A 22,588-nucleotide genomic window follows, 5' to 3' on the forward strand; every position below is an offset into this window, starting at 1 on the left:
CGCGAAGGCTCCCGCAGCCGCACGCGGCCTTTCGCGGCGGGCTTGGTCGGATCGACATTGGCAAGGTCATCAAAAAGTTCGCTCATGACAACTGCCCCCGGCCTCACAAGCCAATGAATCAGCTGTCATGAGCGTCAGCAATCGAAAAAGTCACAGACTCTCAGGGTGAGGGCTACTCATTGTTCTATATAACAAATCGCTCTTGGTGAGGACGCTGCGCAGCAGACTGCTCCCCCTTGGGAGGACGGAGCGGGCTCCCCGGATTTTGCTTTCCGACCGCCGCCGTCCCCCCACCGCAATCAGTGCATGGTCGGGATCACAAAACTCGCGCCCTCCTTGACGCCGGAGGGCCAGCGCGAGGTCACGGTCTTGGTCTTGGTGTAGAACCGCACGGCGTCCAGGCCATGCTGGTTGAGATCGCCGAACGACGACCGCTTCCAGCCGCCAAAGGTGTAATAGGCGAGCGGCACGGGGATCGGCACGTTGACGCCGACCATGCCGACATTGACGCGCGCAGCGAAGTCGCGGGCGGAATCGCCGTCGCGCGTGTAAATGGCGACGCCATTGCCATATTCATGGTCGTTGCACAGGCGCAGCGCGGTCTCGAAATTGTCCGCGCGGGCGATCGAAAGCACCGGGCCGAAAATCTCTTCCTTGTAGATGCGCATGTCCGGCGTGACTCCGTCGAACAGGCAGCCGCCCAGATAGAACCCGTTCTCGTAGCCCTGCAGCGAGAAGCCGCGTCCATCGACCAAGAGCTTTGCGCCTTCGCTGACGCCGAGATCGACGTAGGAGCGGACTTTGTCGAGATGCGCTTTGGTGACCAGCGGGCCGTAATCGGCGGAGGCGTCGGTGGACGGGCCGATTTTCAGGGCCTCGACGCGCGGGATGAGTTTTTCGACCAGGGCGTTGGCCGTGGCCTCGCCGACCGGCACGGCGACGGAAATCGCCATGCAGCGCTCGCCCGCCGAGCCATAGCCGGCGCCGATCAAGGCGTCGACGGTCTGGTCGAGGTCGGCGTCGGGCATGATCACCATATGGTTCTTCGCGCCGCCAAAACATTGCACGCGCTTTCCATGGGCGCAGCCGCGGGTGTAAATATATTCGGCGATCGGGGTCGAGCCGACAAAGCCGACGGCGCGGATGTCGGGATCGTCCAGGATGGCGTCAACCGCCTCCTTGTCGCCGTTGACGACATTGAGGATGCCGGCGGGCAATCCGGCCTCGATCATCAGCTCCGCCAGTTTTAATGGCACGCCGGGGTCGCGCTCGGACGGCTTTAAGATAAATGCGTTGCCGCAGGCGATGGCCGGACAGAATTTCCACATCGGGATCATCGCCGGGAAATTGAACGGGGTGATGCCCGCCACCACGCCCAGCGGCTGGCGCAGCGAGTAAAGGTCGATGCCGGGGCCGGCATCCGAAGTATATTCGCCCTTGAGCAGATGCGGGATGCCGATGCTGAATTCGGCCACTTCCAGGCCGCGCTGAATGTCGCCGCGCGCGTCCGCGACGGTTTTTCCGTGCTCGCGCGCCAGGAGGTCGGCGAGCTGGTCCATGTCGCGATTCAGGAGATCGACGAATTTCATCAGCACGCGAGCGCGGCGCTGCGGATTGGTCGCGGCCCAGGCCGGCTGCGCGTCGCGGGCGTTTTCGATGGCCGCGCGCACTTCCGCCTTGGAGGCGAGCGGCACGCGCGAAATGACCTCGCCGGTCATCGGCTGGAACCCGTCGACGAAGCGGCCGGACGTCCCCTTGACGTGCCGGCCGCCGATGAAGTGCGTGACTTCGCGCATGTTTCGCCTCCCTTTTTGTTGCTTTCTCGGCGTTCGGGCGTCTTCAGGCAATGCGCGCCGCTGCGGAATCGATGTGCGTAAATCCACGGTCTGAAGCGATTAAGACGAAAGTCTTGCCGAAAATACGCAGGCTCAACGTGTGCTGCTGGGCGTTTTCTGCTGAAGAAATCTTGGTAAGTTCCCCTCCCCTCTCCTCGTCTGCGGGGAGAAGGCGCCACATCGAGCCATTCCTATAGAATAATGCCCCATCTCTTTGCCCTGAACGACGACCACCGCGCCATCACCGACATGGCGCAGACTTTTGCGCGCGAGAAAATCGCGCCCCATGCGCTGGACTGGGACGAGCGCAAGCATTTTCCCGTCGACGTCTTGCGCGAGGCGGCGGCGCTCGGCATGGGCGGCATTTACACGCGGGAGGACATAGGCGGGTCCGGCCTGTCGCGGCTCGACGCGACGCTGATTTTTGAAGCTCTCGCGCGCGGCTGCCCAACCGTCGCCGCCTATCTCTCCATCCACAATATGTGCGCCTGGATGATCGACCGGTTCGGCGACGCCGCGCAGCGGGAAAAATGGGGGCCGGCGCTGTGCAGCATGGACCGGCTCGCCTCCTATTGCCTCACCGAACCCGCGGCGGGCTCGGACGCCGCGGCGATCAAGATGAAGGCGCGGCGCGACGGGGATTTTTATGTGCTCGACGGCGTCAAACAATTCATTTCCGGCGCCGGCGTCTCCGACCTCTATGTGATCATGGCGCGCACGTCGGATGAGGGCGCGCGCGGCCTGACCGCCTTTGTCGTCGAAAAAGACCGGCTCAGTTTTGGCGCCAATGAGAAAAAGATGGGCTGGAACGCCCAGCCGACCCGGCAGGTCATTTGTGAGGATTGCCGCATCCCCGTGGCGAACCGGCTCGGCGAGGAAGGCCAGGGTTTTAGGATCGCCATGGCCGGGCTCGACGGCGGCCGGCTCAACATCGCCGCCTGTTCGCTCGGCGGCGCGGCGGCGGCGCTCGACAAGGCCGTGGCCTATATGGGCGAGCGGCAAGCCTTCGGCAAAAAACTCGACACGTTCCAGGCGCTGCAATTCCGTCTCGCCGATATGGCGATCGATCTGGAGGCGTCGCGCACCTTTTTGTGGCGCGCGGCCAGCGCGCTCGACGCCAAGACGCCCGACGCCACCGCGCTCTGCGCCATGGCGAAAAAATTCGTCACCGACGCCTGTTTCTCCGTCGCCAATGACGCCCTGCAATTGCACGGCGGCTACGGCTATCTCGCCGATTACGGCATCGAAAAAATCGTGCGCGACCTGCGCGTGCACCAGATTCTCGAGGGCTCGAACGAAATCATGCGGCTGATCGTCGCCCGGCATTTGATCGAGAGCAGAAGTTAGGTTCGCTCTCATGGCCATGGTTCGAGACGCAAGGCTGCGCCTTGCTCCTCACCATGAGGGCGTTCGCTAAAAATAGACCTCATCCTGAGGAGCCGCCGCAGGCGGCGTCTCGAAGGAGAGGGCGGTCCACGGCAGTCAGGGGGGAAACAATGACAATCGCCTTCATCGGCCTCGGCAATATGGGCGGGCCCATGGCCGCCAATCTGGTCAAAGCTGGCCATCGCGTGCTCGGCTTCGATTTTTCCAACGCCGCGCTGGACAAGGCGCGGCAGGCCGGCGTGGACATCGCGCCAAGCAGCGCCGAGGCCGCCGCGCAAGCCGATGTGATCATCACCATGCTGCCGACCGGCCGGCATCTGCTGGCGGCGCTTGAAGCCGAGGACGGCCTTTTGCGCGCGGCTAAAAAGGGCGCGCTGCTGATCGACTGCTCGACCGTGGACATGGAAAGCGCCCGCACCGCCCACACGCTCGCCGGGCAGCGCCATCTGAAATCGGTGGATGCGCCGGTGTCGGGCGGGGTGGGCGGCGCCGTGTCCGCGACCCTCACCTTCATGGTCGGCGGCGCCGATGACGCCGTGGCGCTCGCGCAGCCTATCCTCGAAGCCATGGGCAAAAAGATCGTGCATTGCGGCGGCGCCGGCGCCGGTCAGGCCGCCAAAATCTGCAACAACATGATTCTTGGCATATCCATGATCGGGGTCTCCGAAGCCTTTATCCTCGGCGAAAAGCTCGGGCTTACGCATCAGGCCCTGTTCGACGTCGCCTCCACGGCCTCCGGTCAATGCTGGTCGCTGACCAGCTATTGCCCCGTGCCCGGCCCGGTGCCGACCAGCCCCGCCAACCGCGATTACGCTCCCGGCTTTGCCGCCCCGCTGATGCTGAAAGACCTCAACTTGTCGCAGTCGGCGGCGACGAATTCCGGCGCGCATACGCCGCTTGGCCGGCGCGCGGCGGAAATTTTCGACGCTTTCGTGAACCACGGAGGCGCGGAAAAGGATTTTTCCGGTATCATCGAATTTTTACGCGCTGCTGAGGGCTGACATGGCCGAATATGAAACAATTCTGGTGGAGCGCCGCGACCGCGTGGCGCTGATCGCGCTCAACCGGCCGAAGCAGCTCAATGCGCTGAACGTGCAGATGGCGCGCGATATCACCGACGCCGCGCGCGAGCTGGATGCGGACGAGAGCATCGGCTGCATCGTCGTGACCGGCGGCGCCAAAGCTTTTGCGGCGGGCGCCGACATCAAGGAAATGACTGACCTGTCCTACATGGACGCCCACAGGCTGGACTGGTTTCACCTCTGGGATTTGCTGGCGGGCGTGCGCAAACCGATGATCGCCGCGGTCTCCGGCTATGCGCTGGGCGGCGGCTGCGAACTGGCGATGATTTGCGATTTCATCATCGCCTCGGACAATGCGAAATTCGGCCAGCCCGAGATCAAGCTTGGCGTCATGCCCGGCATCGGCGGCTCGCAACGCCTGACCCGCGCCGTGGGCAAAGCCAAGGCGATGGACATGGTGTTGACCGGCCGCATGATGGATGCGGCGGAAGCCGAACGCTCCGGCCTCGTCTCCCGCGTCGTCCCGCCCGAGCGCCTGATGGACGAGACCTTTGAGGCCGCGACCCTGATCGCCTCGATGTCGCTGCCGTCGACGCGCATGAACAAGGAGGCGGTGAATGTCGCCTTTGAAACGGGTTTGGCGCAGGGCGTGCGCTTCGAGCGCCGCCTGTTCCAGGCGACTTTCGCCATGAACGACCAGAAGGAGGGCATGACGGCCTTCGTGCAAAAACGTCCGGCGAGCTTTTCTCATGACTGACGTCGACGCCCTGGTGGTCGGCGCGGGCGTGATCGGCCTCGCGGTCGCCCGCGCCCTCGCGCTCACCGGGCGCAGCGTCGTCGTGCTGGAAACGGCGGATCGCATCGGCTCGGAAACCTCGTCGCGCAACAGCGAGGTGATCCACGCCGGGCTCTATTATCCGACCGGCAGTTTTAAAGCGAAATTCTGCGTCGCCGGCCGTAAAAAACTCTACGCTTATTGCGAGAGCCGGGGCGTTGCGTTCAAGCGCTGCGGAAAACTGGTGGTGGCGGCGGACGACGGCGAAATGCCCGGTTTGCAGGCTTTGGCGGCCAAGGGCGCCGCCAATGGCGTCGACGATTTAGAACTGATTTCGGCGGAAGTGGCGAAAAAGCTGGAGCCGGCGCTGGCCTGCGTCGGCGCGATCCTCTCCCCCTCCACCGGTATTTTCGACAGCCACGCTTATTTTTTGGCGTTGCAAGGCGATGCGGAGGCGGCGGGGGCGAGTTTCGCCTTCAAGACCCCGTTCCTGTCGGCGCGGGTCGAGGACGACGGCATTCTGGTCGAAGCCGGCGGGGCGGAGCCGATGCGGCTTAAAACGGCGCTGCTGGTCAATTGCGCCGGGCTCTACGCCTCTCGCGTCGCGCAAAAAATCGCAGGCCTCGATCCGACAAAAATTCCGGAGACGCGCTACGCGCGCGGCAATTATTTCACGCTGCCGGGACGCGCGCCGTTTTCGAGGCTGATCTATCCCATGCCGATGAAACACGGCGTCGGCCTGCACCTCACCTTTGATGTCGGCGGGCAGGCGCGCTTTGGCCCCGACGTCGAATGGATCGACGACATCAATTACAATGTCGATCCCCGGCGCGCCAAAATGTTCGGCGACGCCATCCGCCGCTACTGGCCGGAAGCTCCGGTGGAAAAACTCGCCGCCGCCTATTGCGGCATCCGGCCGAAAATCGTGGGACCGGACCAGGATTCGGCGGATTTCCGCATCGATGGTTTTGAGGCGCACGGCGTTCCCGGGCTGATAAACCTGTTTGGCATCGAAAGCCCCGGCCTCACGTCGTCACTGGCGATTGCGGAGCATGTCGTCAGCCTGTGACGGATGGCTCTCCGGAGGCTCCATGTTCTGCGCGTAGCGGACGACGAGATACATCAGGCCCAGCAGCACCGCCGCGGCGACCCAGAGCAAAAAGTCTTGAGGGCTCGGCAGGGTCGATTGCACCGGCATGGTGATCAATTTTCGCACCAGCACGACGATGGCGACTTCCACAAACGTGTCGACGCTCAACTTGTGGCCGCGCATATAGCGGATTTCAGCGGTGATCAGCGCCGACACCGTCCACAGCAGCATCAGCGTGCCCAGGCCGTGGAGAAAACCCTGCGCCAGATTGTCGGCGCCGACCGCCGTCCAGATGTCCAGGACGAACAGCCAGGTGAACAGCAACACGGCCGCCCCGAGCGCCAGTCCCAGCACGAGATGCGCGAGGCCGTTCAGCCAGGCCATCAGGTCCAGGACGAAATTGTTGAAGGGACGCAGTCCCTCAGGCAGCTTCAATTCACTGAATTCACGCGGCTCCATCGGCGCCTCTGACGAAAAACGGCGCTCTCGGCGCCGGCGCGGTTCGTGGACCGCCCTCGCCCTTCGAGACGCCGCCTGCCGGCGGCTCCTCAGGGTGAGGGCTACTTGATTATAGAAATTATAGAAACGCCCTCAAGGTGAGGAGGCTTTAGCGGCCGTCTCGAACCCTGGCCATGCGAACGATCAGGCCGCCAATTTCTTCGGCGTCAGCAATTTGCGATTGATCAGCGCCTCGGCGATCTGCACCGCGTTCAGCGCCGCACCCTTTCGCAGATTGTCGGAGACGCACCAGAAGGCCAGGCCATTCTCCACCGTCGCATCCTCGCGAATGCGCGAAATGTAAGTCGCGTCTTCGCCGGCCGCTTCGTGCGGGGTGATGTAGCCGCCGGGCTCGCGCTTGTCGATCACCAGCACGCCGGGCGCCTCGCGCAGGATTTTGCGCGCCTCGTCGGCGGTCACGGGCTTTTCGAATTCGACGTTCACCGCTTCGGAATGCGAAATGAACACGGGCACGCGGACGCAGGTGGCGGTCAGCTTGATCTTGGGATCAAGAATCTTCTTGGTCTCCGCCATCATCTTCCACTCTTCCTTCGTGAATCCGTCTTCCATGAAGACGTCGATCTGCGGGATGAGGTTGAAGGCGATGCGCTTCGGGAATTTCTTGCTCTCGACCTGATCGGAGACGAACACGGCGCGGGTCTGGGCGAACAGCTCGTCCATGCCTTCCTTGCCGGCGCCGGACACGGATTGATAGGTCGAAACCACCACGCGCTTGATGCCGAAGGCGTCATGCAGCGGCTTCAGCGCCACGACGAGTTGCGCCGTGGAGCAGTTCGGGTTGGCGATGATGTTCTTCTTGCCGAAGCCGACGAGCGCGTCGGCGTTCACTTCCGGCACCACCAGCGGCACATCGGCGTCGTAACGCCAGGCGGAGGAATTATCGATCACCACGGCCTTTTGCGCGCCGATCCTGGGCGACCACGCCTTGGAGACATCGCCGCCGGCCGACATCAGGGCGATGTCGACATCGGAAAAGTCATAGGTGTCGAGGTGCTTGCATTTCAGGGTCTTGTCGCCATAGGAGACTTCCGTGCCGATCGAGCGCGAGGAGGCGAGCGCCACCACTTCGTCCGCCGGGAACTGACGTTCGGCCAGAATATCCAGCATTTCGCGGCCCACATTGCCCGTGGCGCCGACGACAGCGACCTTGTAACCCATGATCCTCTCCAGATGTAAGCCGTTTGCCTACAGCATCGGGAGAGTGAGGGCAATGCGCCTTATAGGCCGGACTTCGGTTCTTCTTCCTTCGGCCGTCGCAAATCGTCCCGGAACAGCGACCAGGCGGAAAAGAACAGCGTGGCGATCAGCGGCCCGATGACGAGGCCGTTCACGCCGAACGAGGCGAGGCCGCCGATCGTCGCCACCAGCACGATATAATCGGGCAGCCTGATCCCCTTGCCCACCAGCAGCGGCCGCAAAAAATTGTCGACGGCGGTGTTGGCGACGCCGCAGACCACGGCGAGGATCACGCCGCTGGCGACCGAGCCGGTCGCCATCAGATAGATCGCCGCGGGGCCCCAGACCAGCGCCGCGCCGACCGCCGGCAGCAGCGACAGCAGGGTCATCACCGCCGACCAGACCAGCACCGAGGGAATGCCGACCACCCAAAACATCAGGCCGCTGATCGCGCCCTGCACCATGGCGACGATGATGCTGCCGAGCACGGTCGATTTCGCCACCGCCGAGAATTTTTCGATGAAATGGTCGGTGTGCCGGCGCTCGAACGGGCTGGCGCTCTTGATGGTCTCGATGACCTCGGCGCCGTCGCGCACGAAGAAGAACAGCAGGTAGAGCATTAAGAGGATGTTGACGAGCAGCATGGCCGTCCCCTGCCCGACGTTCAACGCGCCCGTGGCGATGATCTGGCTGAGTTGGCCGACCAGCGCATTGATGCTCTGTTTCAGGTCGGAGACGTCGATGAAATTGTTGTTGGCGACGAAATCGCGCAGCGAGTCGGGGATCGCCGCCCAGACCTGTTCCAGCGTTTTGGCGGGATCGAACTGGCGGTCGCGCGTGGCGACATAAAGGTTCGTCGCCTCGCGCGTCAGCGAGCCCAGGACGATCGAGGCCGGCAGCAGCAACATGCACACGCAGGTCAGCACCGACAGCGCGGCGGCCGGCGTCTTGCGCCCGTTGAGCATGCGCAAAAAGCCCTTGTTCGCGGAATTCACGACAATGGCCAAAATGGCGGCCCAAAGGATCGCGCCGTAAAACGGCAGCAGCAGCCAGACGAAGACGGCGGTTGCGAAAACGACGACAAAGGAAAACGAAAGTTTCGCACTCAGCGGTGTGGTGGCCATAACCTGCCCATGTTCAGCCCCAAACGGGCGCCAGTTCTACAGTCATATATGCGGGCGAAACCCGGCGCGCGAGGCGCAGTTTCTCCGCGCGGAGATAATGTCACGCTTCGGGCGGATTCGAGGCGGATTCGTCAGCGCGGCGCAATTGCTCCGCCTCCCGCGCCCGGCGCGCCGCCAGCACAGCTTCGTCCAGCGCCGGCGTCCAGCCGGAGGCGGCGAGCAAAGCCTTCATGTGATCGGGAACGCAGGCCTCGACCTCGACCGCCGGCTTGTTGGCGGAAATCGGGATGGAAATGGCGCGGGCGTGCAGGTGCAGGGTTTGATCCGGCGCCGCGACGCCATAGATGGGATCGGCAAAGATCGGAAAATTTTGCGACGCGCAATGGACGCGCAACTGGTGCGTCCGCCCGGTCAACGGTTTCAGCTCCAGCCAGCAGAAATCGCCGCCGCGCCCCAGGACACGCCAGCGGGTCTGCGCCGGCTGTCCCGCCGGGTCGACCTTCATCCACCAGCCGCGCGTCGCGTCGAGCCGGCCGAGCGGCAGATCGATAAAGCCTTCGTCCTCGGCGGGGCCGCCCTGCACGACCGCCCAATAGGTTTTGGCAATGCGGCCCTGCTTGAACAATTTCATCAGTTTTTCGAGCGCCTTGCGGTGGCGTCCGAGCACCAGGCACCCGGAAGTGTCCTTGTCGAGCCGATGCGCCAGCGCGGGATCGCGCGGCAGGCCGAAGCGCAGATGTTTGAAGGAATCCTCAAAGGATTCGCCGCCCTTGGGGCCGCGATGCACGGGCAAGCCGGCGGGCTTGTCCACCACCAGCATCAGCCCGTCGCGATAGAGCAGTCTGGCGGAAATCTCGTCGGCGGTCATTTAGTCGAGGGTTCGGCGTTTAGGGATTGCGCGGCAGGCCATGCCCGCTTATCGCAGATAGCTCTTACGCTGAGAAGGGCTTCGCCTCGGGAGAATTTTACGCATGAGCGAAGAGCAGAAATCCACCTTCATGTCCCGCATGTTCGGCGTGCGCCCCAAGCCGGCCGCGGAGCAGAAGCCCGAGCCGCAGCCCGAGCCCTCGCCGCCTTCTCGCCCCGAAACGCCGCAGCCGGTTCCGCCGCAGCCCGAGCCGGTCCCGCCTCCGCAGCCGGTCCCGCCCGGCCCCGCGCCGGAGCCCGCTCCCACGCCCTCGCCGGTCGCGCCGCCTTCGCCGCCCGAATATCCGCCGGCCATCGACCCGCAGCCGACCGCGCCGCCGCTGGAAGCCCCCGTCCCCGCGTCGCCCGAAATTTCCCCGCCCTCTCCGCCCGAAATGGCGGAGAAAAAGAGCTGGTGGCGGCGGCTGCGCGAAGGCCTGTCGCGCTCCTCCTCCTCCATCGCCCAGGGCATTGCCGACATTTTCACCAAGCGAAAGCTGTCGGTCGACACGCTGGAGGATCTGGAGGACGTGCTGGTGCGCGCCGACCTCGGCGTGACCGTCGCCTCGCGCATTGCGCAAACCGTCGGCAAGGGCCGCTACGACAAGCAGATCGCCCCCGACGAGGTGCGCGCCATTCTGGCGGAGGAGGTCGAGCGCGTGCTCGGCCCCGTCGCCCTGCCGCTTGAGATCGACGAGGCGAAAAAACCGTTTGTGGTCCTCGTCGTCGGCGTCAACGGCTCCGGCAAGACCACGACCATCGGCAAGCTGGCCAAGAAATTTACGGACGAGGGCAAGAGCCTGATGCTCGCCGCCGGCGACACGTTTCGGGCCGCCGCTATTGAACAATTGAAAATCTGGGGGGCGCGCAACAATACGCCCGTCATCGCCCGCGAGCCAGGCGCCGACGCGGCCGGCCTCGCATTCGACGCCATCAAGGCGGCGCGGGAGCAGAATGTCGACATCCTGCTGATGGATACGGCGGGACGGCTGCAAAATCGCACCGAACTGATGGCCGAGCTCGACAAGATTGTCCGGGTGATGGCCAAGCTCGACCCGGAGGCGCCCCATGCGGTGCTGCTGGTGCTCGACGCCACCGTGGGCCAGAACGCCTTGAGTCAGGTGGAGATTTTCGGGCGCACGGCCGGCGTCACCGGCCTGGTGATGACCAAGCTCGACGGCACGGCGCGCGGCGGCATCCTTGTCGCCATAGCGGAAAAATTCAACCTTCCCGTGCATTTCATTGGCGTCGGCGAACAGGCCGACGATCTCGAGCCCTTCGCCGCCCGCGACTTCGCCCGCGCCATCGCGGGTTTTGACGAGTAGACCGCATGCCAGCCAACAAGAGAATCAATCCGCTGCTGAAATTCGGGCTGGAGCTGGGACCTTTGGTCCTGTTCTTCCTCGCCAATTCCAAACCCGCGCTGTTTTCCTGGCTGGTCGCGCCCGCCCTGCCCGCCGGACTTCCCGCCGAAAAGGTCGCGATCCTGACCTCGACCGCCGTGCTGATGGCGTCGGTGGTGGTGGCGCTGGTCGCCTCCTGGGTGCTGACCAAGCACTGGCCGATCATGCCTTTGGTGACGGCGGTCGCGGTGCTGTTCTTCGGCGGGCTGACCTTCGCCTTTCAGGACAAGACGTTTATTCAGTTGAAGCCGACCATCGTGAACCTGCTGTTCGGTTCCGCGCTGCTGATCGGACTGGCCCTCGACAAACTGCTGTTGCCCATCGCGCTCGACAGCGTGCTGCATCTCGACGAGGAGGGCTGGAAAAAGCTCACCCTGCGCTGGGGCGTGTTCTTTTTCGTGCTCGCCGGCCTGAACGAAGCGGTGCGCCTGACGCAGAGCTGGGACGTCTGGACCGGTTTCAAAAGTTTCGGGATCATGCCGCTCACCCTGGTCTTCGCCCTGGCCCAGACCCCGCTGATCATGAAGCACGAGGTCAAGGCCGAGGAGGAGAAGGAGCATTTTTGAGCGCCGTCAGGCGACGGGGACCGCGCTTTTCAAAAATGCGAGGATCGCGGCGCGGGTGTCCTCGGGCACGCGGCAATAGCCGGATTCGATATATTCCATTTCGAGCAGCGAGATATTCAGGCCATCGGCCATTTCCTGCTGGGTCAGGCCATGCGACCAGCGCAGTTTGCGGATGTCCATCGCGTCGCGTTCACTGGCGGGCTCGGTGAAAACGTCCATCACTGACTCGACGCGGGTCTGAAGGCTGCGCATTCTGCTCTCCGGATGAGCGGCCCGGCCTGAGGGGAGCCGGGTCGCGACAGCGCGCTGGAGCCACGGGGGATGAAGCTCCCGCGCGCAAAAACTTCGCCGCCGCGGCGGCGCCCTCGCACGCAACACAACCAACCGGACCAAAGACGCCCTGAACTCAACGCGTTCGCAGAGACATCAATTGGTTAACACAACCTTAAGTGTGCGATTCGCACACGTCAAGTGTGCTTTTGGCACACACCAGGTGTGGCATTTGCACACCACCGGACGCTGCGATGCAATTGGGTCGAAATCGTGGCTTGTTCCCCTTCTCCCCCGCTCTTAAGAACAAATGATGCCGGACGAAAAGCCGATTCCGCCCTCCGGCGCGAAACTTCACGCGCCCCTTGCCAAGTTGCTGCGCCCGCTGGTGCGGTTTCTGATCAAGGCCGGCGTGACATTTCCGGCGCTGTGCGAACTTCTGCGTGAACTCTACATCAACGTCGCCGAATATGACTTCGCCTTGCCCGGCAAGCCGCAGACGGACAGCCGCGTCTCCATCCTGACCGGCGTCAACCGCCGCGAAGTCGCCCGCCAGCGCGGCGCCGGCGCGCCGGTCAGCGCCACCCCGAGCGCCGTGTCGCGCACCAGCCGAATCTTGGCGCTGTGGCTGGGCTCCAAGGACTATTGCGACGCCAAGGGCGCGCCGCTCGCGCTCCATCGCAGCGCCGATCTGGGCAAGCCGTCGTTCGAGCAATTGGTCGCGACGGTGACGCGCGACGTGAAGGCGCGCGCCCTGCTCGACGATTTCCTCGCGCGCCGCATCGTCGCCATCGACGCCAAGGGCCGCATCAGACTTCTGGTCAACGCCCTGACGCCGCCGATCGGCGACGATCAGCAGCTCTATTACTTCAGCCGCAACCTCCACGACCACATCGCCGCCGCCGTCGCCAACATCACCAGCGCCAATCCGCCCTGGTTCGAGCGCGCCGTTCATTATGACGGCCTGTCCGAAGAAACCGCGCAAACCCTGATCGCGTTGTCCAGGGAGAAAGCCAACGACGCCCTGCTCGCCGCCAACCGCGAGGCGCTGGCGCGCTGCGACGCCGATGGCGGCGGCTCCACGCGGTGGATTTTCGGCGTCTACGTCTATGCCGAGCCCGACGGCCGTCCCCCCAAAGCCCCCGACGAAAACGCGCCGGCATGACCACAAGCCTCTCCCGCCGAGCCCTGTTCAGCGCGGCGCTCACGCTTCTCGCCGGCGAAGCGCTCGGCGGCCGCCGGGACCGCGACCGCGGCATTGGCGGCACGGGCGCGCCCGGCGCTCGCCCCGATCCCGACGAGGATCGCGGCATCGGCGGGACCGGCGTCGTCGGAACGATCCGCAAATTCGGCTCGATCGTCGTCAACGACATGCGCATCGGCTATTCCTTGCTGACGCGGGTGGAAATCGACGGCCGCCCGGCGACCCCGGCGGAGCTTCGCATCGGCCAGGTCGTGCAGACGGTCGCCAACAGCGACGGCGCCGGTTTTGAAACCGACCGCATCATCGTCACCAGCGAAGTGGTCGGCCCCATCGAACACGCGGCGCCGGGCCGGCTGATTGTGCTGGGCCAGACCGTGGCCACGCATTTCGTCGAAGCCGCGCATTTGCGCAAAGGCCAGTGGATCGCGGTCAGCGGGTTGCGCGACCTCGGCGGCGTCATTCACGCCAGCCATATCCAGAACCGCGACACTACCCTGGCGCAGGTCGCCGGGCCGGTCCGGGTCAAGAAGGGGGTGGCGCGGATCGGCGGACTGGCGCTCGTCAATCTGGACCCGAGCCTGGAGGGGTGCCGCGTTCTCGCCCGGGTCGGCCGGCTCGACGGCAAGCCGGCGGTCGTCTCCGTCACGCCCGACCCCGAAGGCGCGGCCCTGCCGAACGTCCGGCGCCTGTGCCTCGAGAGCTATGTCGCGCGCAGCGGCGATCAATTGCGCATGGGCTCGGGCCTGGTCGCGGCGGCGCGGGGCGCGGCGGGGTCGGCGTCGGGGCGCGCGGTGATCATGGTCACAATCGGCCCGAACGGCGGCATGACCGCCACCGCGCAACGCCCCATCGCCGAGCCCGACACGACGCCGCCGAGCGCGGGCGGACCGCAGCAACGCGGCGCCTCGCCGGCCCGGCCGGCGGACGCGCGGACCGACAAGCGCGGCGAGCCCGCAATGCGCGGGGACGCGCCGGCGGCGGGCGGGCGCGGCGCGAGCGACGGCTGGCGCGGCGGCGGCGCGCCGGCGTCGAACAATGCCGACAGCGGGAGCACGCCCGCGCGGGGAAATTGGGGCGACGGTCGCAACGGGCCGGCGACGCCCCAGACCCATTCCGATCCGCCCCCCGGCTGGCCCGGCCACGGCGGCCATGGGCGCCGCTGAAGTCTCCGCCCGGCCGTCCGCACTCAAGCGGGCTGATTGACCCTGCGGCGCTCTGCGCGCTTCCCATCCCCAAGCTTAACCTTTAGGAAGAGCGAAAGCATTTCGATGAGGTGACAGGGGTTTGAGCCGTCGATCGCAAGCCTTGCACTCAGCCTCGCGCGCGCTGCTGACCGCCTGCGCGACGCAGACCTCCGTGGCGCCGGCGATGCGGGCGATTTCCGACGCCATGGGCGCTTCGCTCATCTATCTCTGCCGGTTCGCCAATCAGCGCCCCTATATTTTCGCGCCGCCGGACGAGCGCGCCAGCGCCTTCCTCGCCAACAAGGCGCCGCCGATGTCGCAGCTCCATGTGCTGCTCGAACCCGGGAAATCCGGCTTTTCCCACACCCTGCACGCCGACTGGCTGCGCCAGGCCCGGCGCGATCCGTTCTACAATGAATTCATGCGGCCGAACGACATGACCCAACGCTATGCGACGCCGGTCCTGAACATCAGCAATGCGCCGCTCGCCTTGAACATCATTCGCGACCCCCGCCTGCGTCCCTATGACGATGCCGAACTGGCCGAATTCGCCACGGTCATTCCGCACCTGCAGGCGGCCGTCCTTGTGGCGCAGGAATTCACGCGGCTGCGCGCGCAAGCGCAGGCGGCGCCTTATGAACGGCGCGGCGAAGCGGTGTTCCGCCTCGACTATGACGGGCGGGTGATCGGCATGAACGCCGAAGCCGAACAGGCGCTGAGCGGGCCGGTGCGTCTGGTCAACGGACGCCTGACCTCGGCGTCGCCGCTCGACCAGAAGCGCGTCGACCAGGCGATCAGCCGGGCCATTCGCCATCTCCGCCCGACCATGGAGCGGATCGACGACGGCCAGGGCGCGGCGCGCTACCTGCTGGTGGCCATGCCGGTCGACGGCGACGCGCGCGACATTTTCTGTTCCGCCAGCGCCGTCGTGGCGCTGGTCGACACGGCGCGCCGCCTTGACCTGAGCGACGCCCTGCTGTGCGGGCTGCGCTCCGCTTTCGGCGCCACCCAGCGCGAGGCCGAAGTGGCCGCCCTGATCGCCACCGGACTCAATGTCGAGGGCGTCGCCGCGCGTCTGCAGATCGGCCTGGGAACCGTCCGAACCCATCTGAAAACGGCGATGCACAAGATGAACGTGCGCAGCCAGACCGAACTGGCGGCCCTGATCGCGCGATTGTCATAAGTTGGCGGCGGCGCGTTTCAGGCCTTGAGCACCGTCCCCCTCAGCAGCAGGGCCAGCTCCGCCTGCCGGGAGGTCCCGGTTTTCGCAAAAACCCCCTTCATGTGGGTGCGCACCGTATCGACGCCCACGCCTTGCTGGCGGGCGATGTCGGCCGGCTGGGCCCCGGCGGCGATCCCCTGCGCGACCCGCGCTTCCGCCGGCGTGAGGTCGAACAGCCCCTGGATCAGCGCCGCCTGCGGCGAGGCCCAGGCCGTGAGCTCGGTGACGACCAGCATGCAATGCGCGGCCGAAAACACATCCGCGGCCCGGCGCTTGATCGGAACGACATGGGCGACCATGGGCGAGCGTCCCTCCTGGGCGGCGATCGGCAGCGACTGCACCTGATCGGCGACCAGGCGCCCGCCCCGCAACCGCCCGAGAATATGCTCGAATTGGCCGTCGGCGCGCGCGTCGACGAAAGCGACGCGCGCCATGCGGTCCTGCACCACGCCAGGAATTAAGGGCGTGAACAGATCATTGGCGACCAAAATCCTGCCGCTATGCGCCAGCACCGCCGCGGGCAGGCCGATGGCGCGCATGGTTTCGGCGGCGACCCGCGCCTTCTCCAGGCCGAGCCGCCCGGCGATCAGCGCCGCCCGTTGCAGGTGCGGGGCGATCCGATTGAGCGCCTGGAGCGTTTCGGGCTCGTAGGGGCCGGTCTCGACGCTGCGCTCCCAGCTGAAGGCGATCACGTCGCCGCTCGGCACTGGCGCGGCCAGCGCCGCGCAAATTCCGCAGCCCACGCCGCGCAGATAATCGTAGCTCGGATCGGACTCGATCTCCTCCTGGGTGAAGAGATCGAGATCGGTGAAGAACCCGCGCAGCATCCGGTCGAGGCCGCGCTGGCGCCGCTGGTTGCGCTCGCTCCATCCGGTCGTGAGAAAATCCTGGAACAGCGGCGCGAAGTCCGGCGAGGCGGTCCAGCCTTGATAATGCATGTTGGCGGTGAACAGCACGCCGCCGACCGAACGCGCCGGAGCCGAAATGGCTTCCAGCACCTCAGGCCAGGCTTCGGGAACGATGGCGGCTTCGTAGATGCGGTCGATAAAGGAATCGGGGTCGAACATTTCAGCTTCAAATGGCGACCCGCCCGTGACGAATCGCTCCGTTAGATGATCAAAATCTAACGGATGGCGCCAAAATGTCCAATCGGGCCCTTCACCTCATCTCGTGCAGGCCGAAAAACGCATCGAAAACGCCGGGCATCACGCCTTCTTCAAGACGCGGGATGTCGGGAACGTCGAAGTGGATGCCCGTCTCGACCTCATAAATCGAGACATCACACAGCGGCTCGACCCTGAGCAGGTCCCAGGCGCGGCGTTCGGCAGCGGCGAAAGACGGCAGGGCCGCCCGCGGATAGCCGCCGACGCAGACCATATATTTGCCTGCCTCCTTCTCGTCCCGCGCGCAAACCTCTGCGGAACTGGAGTCCAACTTCCGGAAATCGCGCATGCCAGCCCCCCCATCGCGATCAGAAACATTCGCCTTTTCTAATCATATCAGAAAGCCCGACGCCTCACCCAAATGGGTGAAGGCGGCGGCATTGAGAAAAGCTGTTGCATATTCCGGCGCGATTGTCGTTTTTGGGTCACACCAAGCGGGACCGCGTGGAAGGCTGCTGAAAAACCCGTGGTCCGCCCCCGCCCTTCGAGACGCCCGCCAAGGCGGGCTCCTCAGGGTGAGGGCTACTATATTGTTCTATATAAACAAATTGCAGCAACCGGCTAGACGACGGCGAGCGGCTTCTCCAGGACAGCGAGAACCCTGTGCAGATCCGGTCCGCGCTTCAGGATCAGCCCGGTCTGCGCCACCACCGAATAGGCGCCCTGCCTGCGCGCGAGCTTGGGCTCCTTGACGATGCGGTAATAGGCGGCCTCGCCGGTGCGGCGGAAAATCGAGAAAATCGCCCGCTGCGGGGAAAAATCCATGGCGTAGTCGCGCCATATCCCCTGCGCCACCATGCGGCCGTAGAGATTGAGGATCGCCTGCAATTCGCGCCGATCGAAGCCGACCGTCGCGGCCTCGGGCGGCGACAGCCGGAAAAGCTGACAAATGGGCTCGGTCTGCTCCTGATCCACTCGGCCGCCTGAACTTTGGACGAGAAAAGGATGAACCGCTTTCGCCTGTCATGCAAGGGTTGAAATCCGCCTGCAAAGCCCGATATGAGCGGCCGGAGAACTCCAGTCCAAGCATACGAGGAGAAGATGACGGACGAGACCGCAGCCCCCGCCGAAAAGCATGCCTTCCAGGCCGATGTCGCCCGCCTGCTGCACCTGATGGTGCATTCGATCTATTCCGAACGCGACATTTTTCTGCGCGAATTGATTTCCAACGCCGCCGACGCCTGCGAAAAGCTGCGTTACGAAGCCAACACCGACGCCGCGCTCGCCGAGGATGGCGCCGCCTTCTCGATCCAGGTCGCGCTCGACCCCGAAGCCGCCACGCTCAGCGTCATCGACAATGGCGTGGGCATGAACCACGAGGAACTCAATTCCGCGCTCGGGACCATCGCCAATTCCGGCACCCGCGCCTTCCTGGAAAAGATGAAGGCCGCTGAAAATTCCCCCGGCGCCGCCGAGCTGATCGGCCAGTTCGGCATCGGCTTCTACTCCGCCTTCATGGTCGCGGATCGCGTCGTCGTCGACACCCGCCGCGCCGGCGAATACCAGGCCTGGCGCTGGACCTCCGACGGCAAGGGGGATTACGAGATTTCGCCCCTGGCGCTTGAGGACGCCCCCGCGCGCGGCTCGCGCGTCGTCCTGCACCTCAACACCGAGGCGAAGGAAGAGTTTTTAAAACCGTACAAGATCGAGCGGCTGATCTCCGAACATTCCAGCGCGGTCGCCACCCCGATCGACCTGATCGAGAAACCCGGCGAGGAGCCGCGCCGCATCGGCGAGGGCGCCGCGCTCTGGGCCAAGAACAAGGCGGAGATCACGCCGGAACAGTACAAGGATTTTTATCAGAACATTTCTGGGCAGTTCGACGATCCCGCGCTGACCATCCATTGGCGGGCGGAAGGCCGCGCCGAATATACGGTGCTCGCCTTCGTGCCGGGCTCGCGGCCCTTCGACCTGTTCGACCCCAACCGGAAAGGCAAGGCCAAGCTCTATTCGCGGCGCGTGCTGATTTCGAAAGACGCCGACCTGCTGCCGGGCTATCTGCGCTTCATCCGCCTGGTCGTGGATTCGCCCGACCTGCCGCTGAACGTCTCGCGCGAACTGGTGCAGCAGAACCAGGTCTATGCGGCGATCAAGAAAGGCGTGGCCAACCGCCTGCTGCAGGAGCTGACCAAACTGGCCGAGAACGAGCCGGAAAAATTCGCCGAGGTGTGGAAGCATTTTGGACCCGTCCTCAAGGAGGGCCTGTACGAAGACCCCGAGCGCCGCGATCCCCTGTTGAAAATGGCGCGGTTCGCCACCACCGCCAAGCCGGAAGGCGGCCGGTCGCTGGCCGAATACGTCGCCGACCTCAAGACCAACCAGACCGCGATCTATTACATCGCCGGCGATGGCGCGGAGCGTGTCGCCGCCAGCCCGCAACTCGAAGGGTTTCGCGCCCGCGGCGTCGAAGTCTTGCTGCTCAGCGATCCCGTCGATGCGTTCTGGGTGCAGAACGCGGTCGGTTTCGACGGCAAGCCGTTCAAGTCGATCACGCAAGGGGCGGCCGACATCAAGAACATCGACCTCGTCGACGACTCGCAGAAAAAGGACGAGAACCCGGCGGCCACGGCCAAATTCGTCGCCGCCGCCAAGGGGGTGTTGGAGAGCGTGGTCGAAGACGTGCGCGTCTCGGATCGCCTGTCCGAAAGCCCCGCCTGCCTAATCGCGCCGGAATTCGGCCTCGACCTGCGCCTGCAGCAGATCCTGGCCTCGGCCGGGCAGGCGCCGGAAAAGGCCAAACCCGTGCTCGAAATCAATCCGACCCACCCGCTGGTGGTGGCGCTGGAGGACAAGACCGGCGATACCGCCCTGTTCGAGGATGCGGTCTGGCTGCTGTTCGACGAGGCGCGGCTGATGGACGGCGAACAGCCGCACGATTCCAGCGCTTTCGCGGCCCGCCTGATCCGCGTGCTCGGCAAGGCCGCGGGGGCGTGACGCGCCGATCCTGTGTGCAGACGAACATCGTGTCCGGGCTTGTCCCGGGCATGACGCCGACCCGCGTGGCGGCGCCGCGTGGATGGGAGCAAGCCCGGCCATGACGGCATGAAGATGGACCTCGCCGGCTTCGCATCCGACGACACCCTGTCGACCGCCCGCTTTCGCCTTGCGCGCGCCCTCGCCGCCGCGGGGAAGGAGCCGGCCGATCTGGAGGCGCGCATCCTTCTGGAGGCGGCGACCGGCCTGGGTCGCCTCGCTTTGCTCACGCGGGGCGACGAAGCGTTGGGCGCCGCCGCCGCGACGCTGCAAAATTTTGCCGCGCGCCGTATCGCGGGTGAGCCGGTCAACCGAATCACCGGGCAGACCAATTTCTTCGGCCTCGATCTCTTGGTCGCGCCCAACGTGCTCGACCCGCGCGCCGACACCGAAGTTTTGGTGGAGACCGCGCTGGAGCTGATGGCGCGCAAGGGACTGAATAATCCGCGCATTCTCGACCTCGGCGTCGGCTCCGGCGCCATTTTGTGCGCCCTGCTGGACGCGCGGCCCGACGCTTTTGGAATTGGCGTCGACCTCTCGCCCGACGCCTGCGCGGCGACGCAGAAAAATCTGGCGCGGTGCGGCCTAACGTCGCGCGCAACTGTGATTCGAGGCGACTGGACCGCCGCGCTGAAAGGTCCCTTCGACCTGATCGTGTCCAATCCGCCGTATATCAGCCATGCAGAGCTTGCAGAGCTCGACGGCGAGGTGCGCGACCACGATCCGCTGCTGGCGCTCGACGGCGGGCCGGACGGCCTTGCGCCCTATCGCCTGCTGGCGCTGGAGTTCAAGCGCCTCCTGCGGCCTGGCGGCGTCGCCTGCCTGGAAATCGGCTGGCGCCAGGGCGCCGACGTCTCCGCGCTGTTTCGCGCCCAAGATTTTGCGCAGCTTTCCTGCCGGCGCGATCTTGGCGGACGCGACCGCGTCATCGCCATCGAAAGTTGAGGCGTGAACCTGTCCGCCGGAACCATCGCGCGGCCTGCGCATTTATCGCATCGTCAATTCAAATTGCACTTTGCGCTTGGCTTGACGAGAGAAAACGTCTAGTCTGCTTGCAAGCAAATACCAGGTTGCGTTGACGTATCGCGACGACCTCGACTCCGGTAAGGCGTTGGTTCCCAACCATCCGGATGTCGCTCAGCGTTAAAAGCGCGATTCGAGCAGCATGGTGTTTTCTGCTGGCTCCCTCAAAGGACATACTTGTAGGAAAGCGGCTTGCGGCATCGTCCGCAACCATTGCCGATCAGGCGGAAGCTGAATTGCACTCTCGACCCTCCGCCTGGAGCAGCGCGCGAGCAGAAGCCGCTGTGAGATCATGGAGTCCCGAATCGCCGAGCGATTCGTCGGGCTCCAGCCCATTCGCAACGGCGCGGCCGCCGCGCGTCGCGGATTTACTCAGGGACTGTAGATGAGACCTGGTCAGAACAAGCGTATGCGTGGACGCAACAACCGCAAGGGTCCGAATCCGCTGACGCGGACTTACGAGTCGAACGGACCGGACGTCAAAATCCGCGGCACCGCCCAGCATATCACCGAAAAATATTTGCAACTCGCCCGCGACGCGCAATCGTCCGGCGACACCGTGGTGGCGGAGAATTATCTCCAGCACGCGGAGCATTATTACCGGATCATCGCGACCGCCCAGGCGGCGCAGGCGCAGAGCCAGATGGGCTTCGGTCGCGCCGACGAGATCGACGAGTCCGACGACGATGACGATTTCATCGCCATGCACGACCGCTTCGCCTCGCCGTTCGAGCGCAGCCAGCCGACTGTCGCGCCGGGGCAGAACGGCAATGGCCCGCAAATGGGCATGGGCCAGCAACCCTATCTCGAGCGTCCCGCCTTCAGCGGCGAGTTCATGGACCGGCCGCAAAACGCCGAGCGTCAAGATCGCGGTGAGCGTCAAGATCGCGGCGAGCGGCAGGATCGTGGAGACCGGCAGGATCGCGGGGAGCGCCAGGATCGTGGAGAGCCGCGCGGCGACAGGCCGGACCGCGGCGAGCGTCAGGACCGCCCGCATCGCAACGACCGCCGCTTCGGCGCCCAGGGCGATCGCCCGAACGATCGCGGTGACCGCAACAACCAGCCGCGCGGCCGTTTCCGCGATCAGCCCCGGTTCGAGCCGGCGCCGGAAAATCGCGACCAGCCCGATGTCGATTTCAGCGCCATGAGCGCGCTGCCGGCCTTCATCACCGCGCCCATGCGGCCCGCGGCCCCCGCGCCGGTGGTGAGCGAGGAGCAGCCGAGAACCGAGCCGGCCTTCCCGCCGCGCATCGAACCCGCGCCGAAGCCCGCGGCGCCGCAGCCTGTGGTCGCCGAGGCTCCGCAGGCCGCCGCCGAGGCCCCAAGAGCCGCCGCCGAGGCCCCTGAAGCAGCCGCCGAGGCGCCGCGAGCCGCGGCCCCGCGTTCTCGTCAGAGCGCCGCCGCCGAGGCCCCGCAGCCCGCAGCCGAAGCGCCGCAAGCCGCGGCCGAAGCCCCGCAGGACGAGGAAGCGCGGTTCCATCTGCGTCCGCGCCGCCGCCGCCGCACCCGCGCCGACGAGGCCGCCGAGGCCGCCGAGGCCGCGCCCCCCACCGAGACGCCTGAGCCCAGCTCGGCCGAATGATCCGACGGCGCCCTGCGGGGCGCCGTTGTTTTTTGCCCAGTTCGCGGCGGCGCCCCTTCCCGGCGCCGCTTCGGCCTCCCATATCAGGTCCGAGGATGCCCAATGGGGTCCGAATCTGACGCCGCCTTTCCGCCAGAAGGGGTTTTGCGGCGATCAAGGAGGTTG

Annotated in this window: 22 protein-coding genes; 12 read left to right on the forward strand and 10 right to left on the reverse strand. The window is 65.3% G+C overall.

What is annotated here, in order from left to right:
- Positions 1 to 299 precede the first annotated feature (299 nt).
- Together M2320_RS07140 and M2320_RS07145 are read right to left on the reverse strand one after the other, a co-directional pair.
- Positions 300 to 1,796 (reverse strand): CoA-acylating methylmalonate-semialdehyde dehydrogenase, encoded by a 1,497-nt coding sequence (locus M2320_RS07140; protein ID WP_264596676.1) that lies wholly within the window; start codon positions 1,794 to 1,796, stop codon positions 300 to 302.
- A 43-nt stretch (positions 1,797 to 1,839) separates the two neighbouring features.
- Positions 1,840 to 2,016 (reverse strand): hypothetical protein, encoded by a 177-nt coding sequence (locus M2320_RS07145; RefSeq protein ID WP_264596677.1) that lies wholly within the window; start codon positions 2,014 to 2,016, stop codon positions 1,840 to 1,842.
- A gap of 20 nt (positions 2,017 to 2,036) precedes the next feature.
- On the opposite strand from M2320_RS07145, the gene M2320_RS07150 reads away from it, so the two are divergent.
- The 4 genes from M2320_RS07150 to M2320_RS07165 are packed head-to-tail and all read left to right on the forward strand — an operon-like array spanning position 2,037 to position 6,087.
- Positions 2,037 to 3,182, forward strand: coding sequence for an acyl-CoA dehydrogenase family protein (locus M2320_RS07150; RefSeq protein ID WP_264596678.1), 1,146 nt, complete (start codon positions 2,037 to 2,039; stop codon positions 3,180 to 3,182).
- A 53-nt stretch (positions 3,183 to 3,235) separates the two neighbouring features.
- Complete coding sequence (mmsB, locus tag M2320_RS07155; protein ID WP_425540667.1) at positions 3,236 to 4,222, forward strand: 3-hydroxyisobutyrate dehydrogenase; 987 nt, start codon at positions 3,236 to 3,238, stop codon at positions 4,220 to 4,222.
- Position 4,223: 1 nt separating this feature from the next.
- Positions 4,224 to 5,000 (forward strand): enoyl-CoA hydratase, encoded by a 777-nt coding sequence (locus M2320_RS07160; RefSeq protein WP_264596680.1) that lies wholly within the window; start codon positions 4,224 to 4,226, stop codon positions 4,998 to 5,000.
- On the forward strand, positions 4,993 to 6,087 hold the full coding sequence (locus M2320_RS07165) for an NAD(P)/FAD-dependent oxidoreductase (RefSeq protein ID WP_264596681.1): 1,095 nt from the start codon (positions 4,993 to 4,995) through the stop codon (positions 6,085 to 6,087). The genes M2320_RS07160 and M2320_RS07165 overlap by 8 nt, the downstream gene beginning before the upstream one ends.
- On the opposite strand, the gene M2320_RS07170 is transcribed toward M2320_RS07165, so the two are convergent.
- The 4 genes from M2320_RS07170 to M2320_RS07185 form a co-directional block, all read right to left on the reverse strand.
- Positions 6,052 to 6,567, reverse strand: coding sequence for a phosphate-starvation-inducible PsiE family protein (locus tag M2320_RS07170; protein ID WP_264596682.1), 516 nt, complete (start codon positions 6,565 to 6,567; stop codon positions 6,052 to 6,054). The two genes, M2320_RS07165 and M2320_RS07170, sit on opposite strands and share 36 nt — an antisense overlap.
- A 183-nt stretch (positions 6,568 to 6,750) precedes the next feature.
- Positions 6,751 to 7,785, reverse strand: coding sequence for an aspartate-semialdehyde dehydrogenase (locus tag M2320_RS07175; RefSeq protein WP_184429528.1), 1,035 nt, complete (start codon positions 7,783 to 7,785; stop codon positions 6,751 to 6,753).
- A 59-nt stretch (positions 7,786 to 7,844) separates the two neighbouring features.
- Positions 7,845 to 8,927: an AI-2E family transporter gene (locus M2320_RS07180; protein WP_264596683.1), complete on the reverse strand. Its 1,083-nt coding sequence runs from the start codon at positions 8,925 to 8,927 to the stop codon at positions 7,845 to 7,847.
- A 100-nt stretch (positions 8,928 to 9,027) separates the two neighbouring features.
- On the reverse strand, positions 9,028 to 9,795 hold the full coding sequence (locus tag M2320_RS07185) for an RluA family pseudouridine synthase (protein WP_264596684.1): 768 nt from the start codon (positions 9,793 to 9,795) through the stop codon (positions 9,028 to 9,030).
- A gap of 103 nt (positions 9,796 to 9,898) precedes the next feature.
- On the opposite strand from M2320_RS07185, the gene ftsY reads away from it, so the two are divergent.
- Together ftsY and M2320_RS07195 are read left to right on the forward strand one after the other, a co-directional pair.
- Complete coding sequence (gene ftsY, locus M2320_RS07190) at positions 9,899 to 11,158, forward strand: signal recognition particle-docking protein FtsY (protein ID WP_264596685.1); 1,260 nt, start codon at positions 9,899 to 9,901, stop codon at positions 11,156 to 11,158.
- A gap of 5 nt (positions 11,159 to 11,163) precedes the next feature.
- Complete coding sequence (locus tag M2320_RS07195; RefSeq protein WP_264596686.1) at positions 11,164 to 11,802, forward strand: septation protein A; 639 nt, start codon at positions 11,164 to 11,166, stop codon at positions 11,800 to 11,802.
- 6 nt (positions 11,803 to 11,808) lie between these two features.
- Here the strand turns inward: M2320_RS07195 and M2320_RS07200 are convergent, their stop codons facing one another.
- The gene (locus M2320_RS07200; RefSeq protein ID WP_264596687.1) at positions 11,809 to 12,054 is read right to left on the reverse strand and encodes a helix-turn-helix transcriptional regulator; all 246 of its coding nucleotides are present in this window, start codon (positions 12,052 to 12,054) and stop codon (positions 11,809 to 11,811) included.
- 331 nt (positions 12,055 to 12,385) lie between these two features.
- On the opposite strand from M2320_RS07200, the gene M2320_RS07205 reads away from it, so the two are divergent.
- The 3 genes from M2320_RS07205 (at position 12,386) to M2320_RS07215 (ending at position 15,643) form a co-directional block, all read left to right on the forward strand.
- On the forward strand, positions 12,386 to 13,237 hold the full coding sequence (locus M2320_RS07205; RefSeq protein ID WP_264596688.1) for a DUF6502 family protein: 852 nt from the start codon (positions 12,386 to 12,388) through the stop codon (positions 13,235 to 13,237).
- Positions 13,234 to 14,439, forward strand: coding sequence for a DUF5666 domain-containing protein (locus M2320_RS07210; protein ID WP_264596689.1), 1,206 nt, complete (start codon positions 13,234 to 13,236; stop codon positions 14,437 to 14,439). The genes M2320_RS07205 and M2320_RS07210 overlap by 4 nt, the downstream gene beginning before the upstream one ends.
- Before the next feature lie 142 nt (positions 14,440 to 14,581).
- Positions 14,582 to 15,643 carry a helix-turn-helix transcriptional regulator gene (locus tag M2320_RS07215; protein ID WP_264596690.1) on the forward strand — a complete coding sequence of 354 codons (1,062 nt, stop codon included), beginning with the start codon at positions 14,582 to 14,584 and terminating at the stop codon, positions 15,641 to 15,643.
- A gap of 17 nt (positions 15,644 to 15,660) precedes the next feature.
- Here the strand turns inward: M2320_RS07215 and M2320_RS07220 are convergent, their stop codons facing one another.
- From M2320_RS07220 to M2320_RS07230, 3 genes are all read right to left on the reverse strand, one after another.
- The gene (locus M2320_RS07220; RefSeq protein WP_264596691.1) at positions 15,661 to 16,749 is read right to left on the reverse strand and encodes a helix-turn-helix transcriptional regulator; all 1,089 of its coding nucleotides are present in this window, start codon (positions 16,747 to 16,749) and stop codon (positions 15,661 to 15,663) included.
- Between the two features lie 91 nt (positions 16,750 to 16,840).
- Positions 16,841 to 17,059, reverse strand: coding sequence for a hypothetical protein (locus M2320_RS07225; RefSeq protein ID WP_264596692.1), 219 nt, complete (start codon positions 17,057 to 17,059; stop codon positions 16,841 to 16,843).
- A 347-nt stretch (positions 17,060 to 17,406) separates the two neighbouring features.
- The gene (locus M2320_RS07230) at positions 17,407 to 17,760 is read right to left on the reverse strand and encodes a DUF2794 domain-containing protein (protein WP_425540666.1); all 354 of its coding nucleotides are present in this window, start codon (positions 17,758 to 17,760) and stop codon (positions 17,407 to 17,409) included.
- A 126-nt stretch (positions 17,761 to 17,886) separates the two neighbouring features.
- Between M2320_RS07230 and htpG the strand changes: the two genes are divergently transcribed.
- The 3 genes from htpG (at position 17,887) to M2320_RS07245 (ending at position 22,423) form a co-directional block, all read left to right on the forward strand.
- Positions 17,887 to 19,779 (forward strand): molecular chaperone HtpG, encoded by a 1,893-nt coding sequence (gene htpG / locus M2320_RS07235; protein ID WP_264596693.1) that lies wholly within the window; start codon positions 17,887 to 17,889, stop codon positions 19,777 to 19,779.
- Between the two features lie 78 nt (positions 19,780 to 19,857).
- Entirely contained in the window at positions 19,858 to 20,763 is a 906-nt protein-coding gene (prmC, locus tag M2320_RS07240) for a peptide chain release factor N(5)-glutamine methyltransferase (protein WP_264596694.1), read from the forward strand.
- 487 nt (positions 20,764 to 21,250) lie between these two features.
- Entirely contained in the window at positions 21,251 to 22,423 is a 1,173-nt protein-coding gene (locus M2320_RS07245) for a DUF4167 domain-containing protein (RefSeq protein WP_264596695.1), read from the forward strand.
- Positions 22,424 to 22,588 lie beyond the last annotated feature (165 nt).

The organism is Rhodoblastus acidophilus (genome assembly GCF_025961575.1).
Lineage (GTDB): Bacteria > Pseudomonadota > Alphaproteobacteria > Rhizobiales > Beijerinckiaceae > Rhodoblastus > Rhodoblastus acidophilus_C.